General features: G+C 56.8%; 5 protein-coding genes, 3 tRNA genes and 1 rRNA gene. 2 read left to right on the plus strand and 7 right to left on the minus strand.

Features of this window, described 5'->3' with window-relative positions; all coding sequences use genetic code 11:
• Positions 1 to 3 precede the first annotated feature (3 nt).
• Both E0E20_RS12705 and E0E20_RS12710 read right to left on the minus strand, forming a co-directional pair.
• Positions 4 to 1599 (minus strand): MBOAT family O-acyltransferase, encoded by a 1596-nt coding sequence (locus E0E20_RS12705; protein ID WP_130838562.1) that lies wholly within the window; start codon positions 1597 to 1599, stop codon positions 4 to 6.
• A 27-nt stretch (positions 1600 to 1626) separates the two neighbouring features.
• Positions 1627 to 2415: a hypothetical protein gene (locus E0E20_RS12710; protein WP_130838563.1), complete on the minus strand. Its 789-nt coding sequence runs from the start codon at positions 2413 to 2415 to the stop codon at positions 1627 to 1629.
• 176 nt (positions 2416 to 2591) lie between these two features.
• Here E0E20_RS12710 and E0E20_RS12715 point away from each other — a divergent pair, with 176 nt between their 5' ends.
• Positions 2592 to 3779, plus strand: coding sequence for an ATP-binding protein (locus tag E0E20_RS12715; RefSeq protein ID WP_242622794.1), 1188 nt, complete (start codon positions 2592 to 2594; stop codon positions 3777 to 3779).
• A gap of 54 nt (positions 3780 to 3833) precedes the next feature.
• Positions 3834 to 5102, plus strand: a complete 1269-nt coding sequence (locus tag E0E20_RS12720; RefSeq protein WP_242622795.1) for a DUF3048 domain-containing protein — start codon at positions 3834 to 3836, stop codon at positions 5100 to 5102.
• Between the two features lie 97 nt (positions 5103 to 5199).
• On the opposite strand, the gene E0E20_RS12725 is transcribed toward E0E20_RS12720, so the two are convergent.
• From E0E20_RS12725 to E0E20_RS12745, 5 genes are all read right to left on the minus strand, one after another.
• Positions 5200 to 5778, minus strand: coding sequence for a manganese efflux pump MntP (locus tag E0E20_RS12725; RefSeq protein WP_130838565.1), 579 nt, complete (start codon positions 5776 to 5778; stop codon positions 5200 to 5202).
• A gap of 59 nt (positions 5779 to 5837) precedes the next feature.
• Positions 5838 to 5909 (minus strand) — tRNA-Cys (locus E0E20_RS12730).
• Between the two features lie 38 nt (positions 5910 to 5947).
• Positions 5948 to 6019, minus strand: a tRNA-Glu gene (locus tag E0E20_RS12735).
• A gap of 43 nt (positions 6020 to 6062) precedes the next feature.
• Positions 6063 to 6135: transfer RNA gene (locus E0E20_RS12740), tRNA-Asn, on the minus strand.
• 115 nt (positions 6136 to 6250) lie between these two features.
• Positions 6251 to 6339 (minus strand): 23S ribosomal RNA (locus tag E0E20_RS12745); the annotation flags it as partial.

Consider the following 6339-nt stretch of genomic DNA (forward strand, 5'->3'; position numbering starts at 1 on the left):
CCGTCAGAAATTCGTATAGATAAACGTCATGACCTGCGAAAAGGTACAGACGCACCAAACAAAAAGTCCCGCCAGCAGAACGCCGTTCCGCGCACGGAGCCGCCCTTTTTCCGCAATCGCTCGTGCCTCCTTTGCAAAGAACGCCGTCCCGGCCAGAAGACCGAAGATCACTGCCAGACACAGATACGGTGCAAAGGCATACGAAGCAAGCCGCGCCGCCTTGAGCGCATACCAGAGCTCATCCGTCCGGAAGACCTCCAGAAACGCCGGATGAAGCGCCAGCAGCTCCGCGGGCCTCCCTGCGGCAAAGGCAGCCGCCGCACTGGTTCCCATGGCGCGGAAATACGCCCCGGTCTCCCCGACCGAGGAAGCCATGAACGGCACGAAAATCGCAGAATTGATAAGCAGATTCCCGATCCGCCCTGCGGCGCGCTTTACCGGGGATAAAAGCCGGCCGAAATCGTCGCGCGCCCCGCCCCTGCGGTCAAGCCACAGCTTCACCGGAATGTAGAGCAGGCCGTTCAGCAGACCCCAGAGCACAAAGGTCATATTCGCCCCGTGCCAGAGCCCGCTCAGCAGATAGATAAGAAGCAGATTCAGGCACATGCGCCCACGCCCTCTGCGGTTTCCGCCGAGAGGAATGTACACATATTTCGTCATGAAGCGCGTCAGCGTGATGTGCCAGTTTCTCCAGTAGCCGACGATATTCCATGTTTTCAGGGGCGAACGGAAGTTGACGGGGAGAGAGAGCCCGAGCATCCGGCTGATCCCCTGCCCCATATCGCAGTAGCCGCTGAAATCATAATAGACAGTAAAGGAAATGCAGAGCATGCCGATGACCCCCTCGCCGAACGTCAGCGCAGGGATATTGGCATAGACATAATTCACGGCGTTCTGCGCCCACGCGGCGAAAATACATTTCTTCGCAAGGCCCATGATAAAGAGCGCTGCCCCGCGGCAGAACGTCTCCCCGTCCACGCGGCTCCGCTCCGCGAGCTCCCCAAACTGCGCCCGCAGCTCTCCGAAGCCGGCGATCGGTCCCGAGAGAAGCTTCGGAAAGTACAGCGTATACAGAACATAATCATCCGCCCGCAGCTCCCCGCCCAGCTCTCCGCGCGACGCATCGACAAGAAGAGAGATCTGCTGAAAGGTCATATAGCTGATTCCGAGCGGAAGCAGGATATGACGCGCGATATAGTCTCTGCCGAGCAGCGAGTACACCGTTCCCGCAAAAAAATTGAAATATTTGAAGCCGCCGAGAACCGCCAGATTAAAGAGAACGCCGGTAAAAACCGCCCATCGGACCGCCCGGGATATCTCCGGCCGTTCTCCCGCGGAAGCGCCGGCTTCCTCCCTGCTCCCGCCCTCTCCCGGACAAGTCTTCTGCCGGCGGAGTATCAGCCTCAGAAGTCCGTAGTTCACCGCCATCGTGACGGCAAACAGCCCGAGCGACGGCAGGCTCCCGCAGGCGCCAAAAACCGCGGACGCCGCAATCAGCCACAGCTTCAGCGCCCTCGGATACACCCTCGAAAGAATGTGATAGCCCGCCATGCAGAGCGGAAAAAACACGAATACAAAGAGATAAGAATTAAAGCTCATACCTGCGTTACCATTTTGTTCTGCGGCCTATTCCGTCTCATAATATACGGAGTAATCGATGACCGGAACCTCCGGGTCCCGCCAGATATCAAAGCCGTCCACATTCCCGAGAAACACGAGCCCCTCGTCCCCGAGATTCCCCCGGAGCGCGCGCGACGCATTCAGCACAATATACGAGCAGGCGTCCGCACGGGTCGCCTCCACGAGCTGTCCCGCATCGATGGGGTCCGCCTCCTCCATCGCCTCATAGACCGGGTCATAGTAATTCCACTGCGAGACGACCATCTCGCGGCCGAACGCCAGATCAATGTCGGAGCTGTACTGGCGGATATACTGTACAAGCTCCGCCGGGACCGCCGCCTTGAGCGGCACGCGCCCCGTATCATTCAGAAGAAACTCGCTGACATCGATCACCTGATGCGGCAGATGGAGAAGATTCTCCGCTTTCATGATGTTGACATTGTCATAGACATAATTTCCGCCCAGTATGATCAGCGCACCGAGCAGCGCCGCCCCGGCGGGCCAGAAGCGCCGCAGCAGCCGCACCGACAGACGAAGACCCGCGTAGCACAGCGTGAGGCTCATCGGCAGAAGCCACAGGATCCGGTAGTAGGTCGCCGTCTCAATCCGGGAATAGATACGGTACACCGGGGGCAGAAGAAAGACAGCGATCAGCGCAAGCGGCATCCAGACAAAAAGCGCCCGGAGCGTACGGTCCCGCTCGCGGAGCAGAAGATAAACCAGAGCCGCAATATACAGGACGAGCAAAAAGCCGTCGCCGCGGTATCGGATCAGAATGTCCAGAATATCATTCAAGGCGGCACCTCTCGAAAAACGGAAGCAGACAAAACCGGAGCAAATATTAAAGTCCTGTCGGATATTTCTCCAAAAGCATGTGATTGCATTATAGCATGATTTTTCTCTATAATTGTAACCACGCACAGGCAGGGCTCTGTCTGCCGGCAGAAAAACATGCTATCCGGAGGTCTTCCTTGACACAGACAGCAACGCCTGAAACGATCGACACATGGGGCGCCTCATCCTATGTGATTCTTGATATCCGCGACGCGGAGGACTATGAAAAGGACCATATTCCTTCCTCGATCCATATGGAACTGCCGCAGCTCCTTGCCGCCTGCGAAAGCGGCGAAGCGACAGCTCTTCTCCCCTCTCTTCCCCGGGACCGCCGCATCCTTGTGATCTGCCGCCGCGGTCAGTTCTCCGGGGAGGCGGCGGAGCGCCTGCGCGCCTGCGGATATCATGCGTGCAGTCTCGAGGGCGGCTACGGCGCATGGGTCTGGCACGCCGCGCAGAAAGCAGCGGCAGATGCGGCAAAACGCGAGCGCATCGAAAGCTCCATCCGCGGCCGGTTCAAGCGAGACCTCTTCGGCCTCTTCACCCGCGCCGTCGTAGAATACCGTCTCGTTGAGCCGAATGACCGGATCGCCGTCTGCATTTCCGGCGGCAAGGACTCCATGTGCATGGCAAAGCTCTTTCAGGAGCTGAAGCGCCACAACAAATTTCCTTTTGAACTGGTGTTTCTCGTCATGGATCCCGGCTACAATGAGCAGAACCGCCGCGTGATCGAGAGCAATGCGGCGCTCCTCGGCATTCCGGTCACGATTTTCGAGACAGAAATCTTTGATTCCGTTTACAACGTCGAGAAATCGCCCTGCTACCTCTGCGCCCGCATGCGCCGCGGATATCTCTACAAAAAGGCAAAGGAGCTCGGCTGCAACAAAATCGCGCTGGGACACCACTACGACGACGTCATTGAGACCCTGCTCATGGGCATGCTGTACTCCGGGCAGTTTCAGGCAATGATGCCCAAGCTCCACAGCCAGAATTACGCCGGTATGCAGCTCATCCGCCCCATGTATCTCATCCGCGAGAGCGAAATCTGCCGCTGGCGCGATTACAACGGGCTTCATTTTATACAGTGCGCCTGCAAATTCACGGACAACTGCAGCAGCGAGGCCTGCCGGGCAAACGGCAATTCCGCCTCCAAGCGGGCAGAGACAAAGCGCCTCATCGCCGAACTGAAAAAGACCAATCCCTATGTCGAGGCCAATATTTTCCGTTCCATGGAAAATGTCCCGCTCAACAAGCTGCTCGGCTGGAAAGAACACGGCGAGCGGCACAGCTTCCTCGAAAAATTTGATGCCGACGACAGCTTCTGAACATTTTGCGAAGCAAAGACGAACGATGAAAAGAACGATGAAAAGGAGGTCCACTTGAAAAAAGCAAGAGCCGCGGCCATTCTGCTGGCCGCATCCCTCATCCTCACCAGTGCCTGCGGAAACGCCGAAAGCCCCGCCCGGACCGACGCGGAACAGGCGGAAACCACCCCGGCAGATACTTCCTCCGCAGCAGATACCGCCCCGGCGGACAGCTCTGATGGAGAACGCTCTCCCGAAGACAGCACTGGCGGCGAGACTGCCTCAGAAGATGGTACGGAAGCCTCCCGCAGCGCAGAGGAAGATGCGGAGAGTGCCCCGCCCCGCGGTATCACCGGCTCCGCCGCCGCGCTGAAAAAAGACGAATATCTCAGCGAACTCACCGGCGAGCCCATTGCAAAGGAGCTCTGCGATCAGCGCCCGGTGGCCGTCATGGTCGACAATGAGTCCATTGCTCTCCCGCACTACGGCACCGCCGAGGCGGACGTCGTGTATGAGCTCATGAACAGCACCGCAAACAACCGCATCACCCGCCTCATGTGTATCGTAAAGGACTGGAAGAGCATCCGTCAGCTCGGCAGCATCCGAAGCACGCGCCCCACGAATATCCTGCTCGCCGCGGAGTGGAATGCCGTACTCTGTCATGACGGAGGGCCCTACTACAACAATCAGTATTTCCAGCGCGACTGGTCGGCGCACTTCTCCGGTACGTTCTCCCGCGTGGATAACGGCAAAAAGCGCGAGTATACCGAATATGTCCTTGCCGGCGATCTGGAGAAAAATTTTGGGAGCAATGCCGATCAGCCGAAAGACCGCTACTCCGCCTCGTACAATTCCTATGCGCCGTGGGAGGACGGAGAGTCCCGCTCTCATTTCCGCTTTACGGAATTCGGAACGCATGTGAATCTTCCCGAGTATTATGGATCCGCTCTCCCCGCCGCCCGCATTGTCCTGCCGTTCCCGCACAGCAAAACCGAGCTCCGCTATAATACGAAGACGCAGCTCTATGATTACTACGAATACGGAAAGCTCCACAAGGATGCCGAGGACGGCGAAACACTCAGCTTCACCAACGTCATTCTGCAGTGCTGCTCCTATAATCAGCTCGATTCCCACGGTTATCTCATCTACAACTGCATTGACAGCGCACAACCGGCATTTTACCTCACCGGCGGTTATGCCAAGGATCTCGGCTGGAGCAAGACCAGCGAAACCGGGGTGACGCGCTTCTATGACAGCAGCGGCGAGGAGGTTCTGATGAATACCGGAAAAACCTACATCGCGCTGGTTCCCGACGATGTCTGGCAGGAGCTCGTTATGGAATAGACGGCAGACGGAAGCCGCCGGAATAAAAAGATACGAAGAAACAGAAAGATACGAAAAGCAGATGTGAAAAACAAACGAAAAATGAATATGAAAAGCCTTATATCCCTGTAAGGAAAATCTCAATTCCGATCAATATGAGGATCACGCCGCCCAAAATACTGGCTTTCCCCGAAAGACGGGTTCCAAATGTCCGGCCGAGCAGAACTCCTCCGATGCAGACAAAAAAGGTGGTGACGGCAATGATGAGCGAGGCGGCAAAGGCTGCCGCAGCCCCGTAGTAGGCGATGGTAAAGCCGACAGACAGCGCATCGATGGAGGTGGCTACCCCCTGAATGAGGAGCTCCGTGAGGTTAACCCTTTTCAAAACCTCCTCGCTGCCGTTCCTGCTCCTCACTCCCTCGAGCAGCATCTTGCCTCCGATGTAGAGAAGCAGGAGCAGAGCGATCCATGGAATAAAGCGCTGAAACGCCTTGAAATAGCAAACGATCGTATGGACGCAGATCCAGCCCAGCATCGGCATGGCAAACTGAAACATCGCAAAGGTTCCCGCGATACCGCAGCTTCGGCGGCGGCTCATCCCCGGATCAGCCAGACCGTTCGCAAGAGATACGGAAAAAGCGTCCATGGCAAGGCCCACGCCCAGCAGAACGCTGTTCACAAAAAATATCCAGCGCATACGAAACCCCGTCTTCAAGGAAAGAAAAAACCTTGTAAGTCTTCGCTTACAAGGTTAAAAGGTGACAGCCGGATTTGAACCGGCGCATGGGAGTTTTGCAGACTCGTGCCTTACCACTTGGCTATGTCACCAGAAATAACACCGCTCTGAGCACAGATCAAAATTGCGATGACCCCGACAGGATTCGGACCCGTGTTACCGCCGTGAAAGGGCGATGTCTTAACCGCTTGACCACGGGGCCCCGTTCTTGCTGCCCGCACAGCGCGCTCTCACGCTGCGCTCAGCGCCCCAAACAGGACTCGAACCTGTGACACTGCGGTTAACAGCCGCATGCTCTACCGACTGAGCTATTAGGGCTTCTTCTTCGGTACTCTGCCTGTTGCCTAAGAAAAAATGGAGCGCTCCCTCTTCTCCTCCGCTCCATCTCCTCCTCTTTGTACCCTCAAAACCGAACCAAAGCAAGGCACATCCAAAGGATAAGCGTCCGACCGATTAGTACCTGTCAGCTGAACACATTGCTGTGCTTACACCTCAGGCCTATCTACCTCATACTCTCTAAGG

The sequence above is a fragment of the Lachnoclostridium sp. Marseille-P6806 genome, from assembly GCF_900625025.1.
Lineage (GTDB): Bacteria > Bacillota > Clostridia > Lachnospirales > Lachnospiraceae > CAG-791.

Excerpts from the sequence above, each read along its gene's own strand:
- E0E20_RS12705 (WP_130838562.1), bottom strand. The coding sequence starts at position 1,599 with ATGAGCTTTAATTCTTATCTCTTTGTATTCGTGTTTTTTCCGCTCTGC.
- E0E20_RS12725 (WP_130838565.1), bottom strand. The coding sequence starts at position 5,778 with ATGCGCTGGATATTTTTTGTGAACAGCGTTCTGCTGGGCGTGGGCCTT.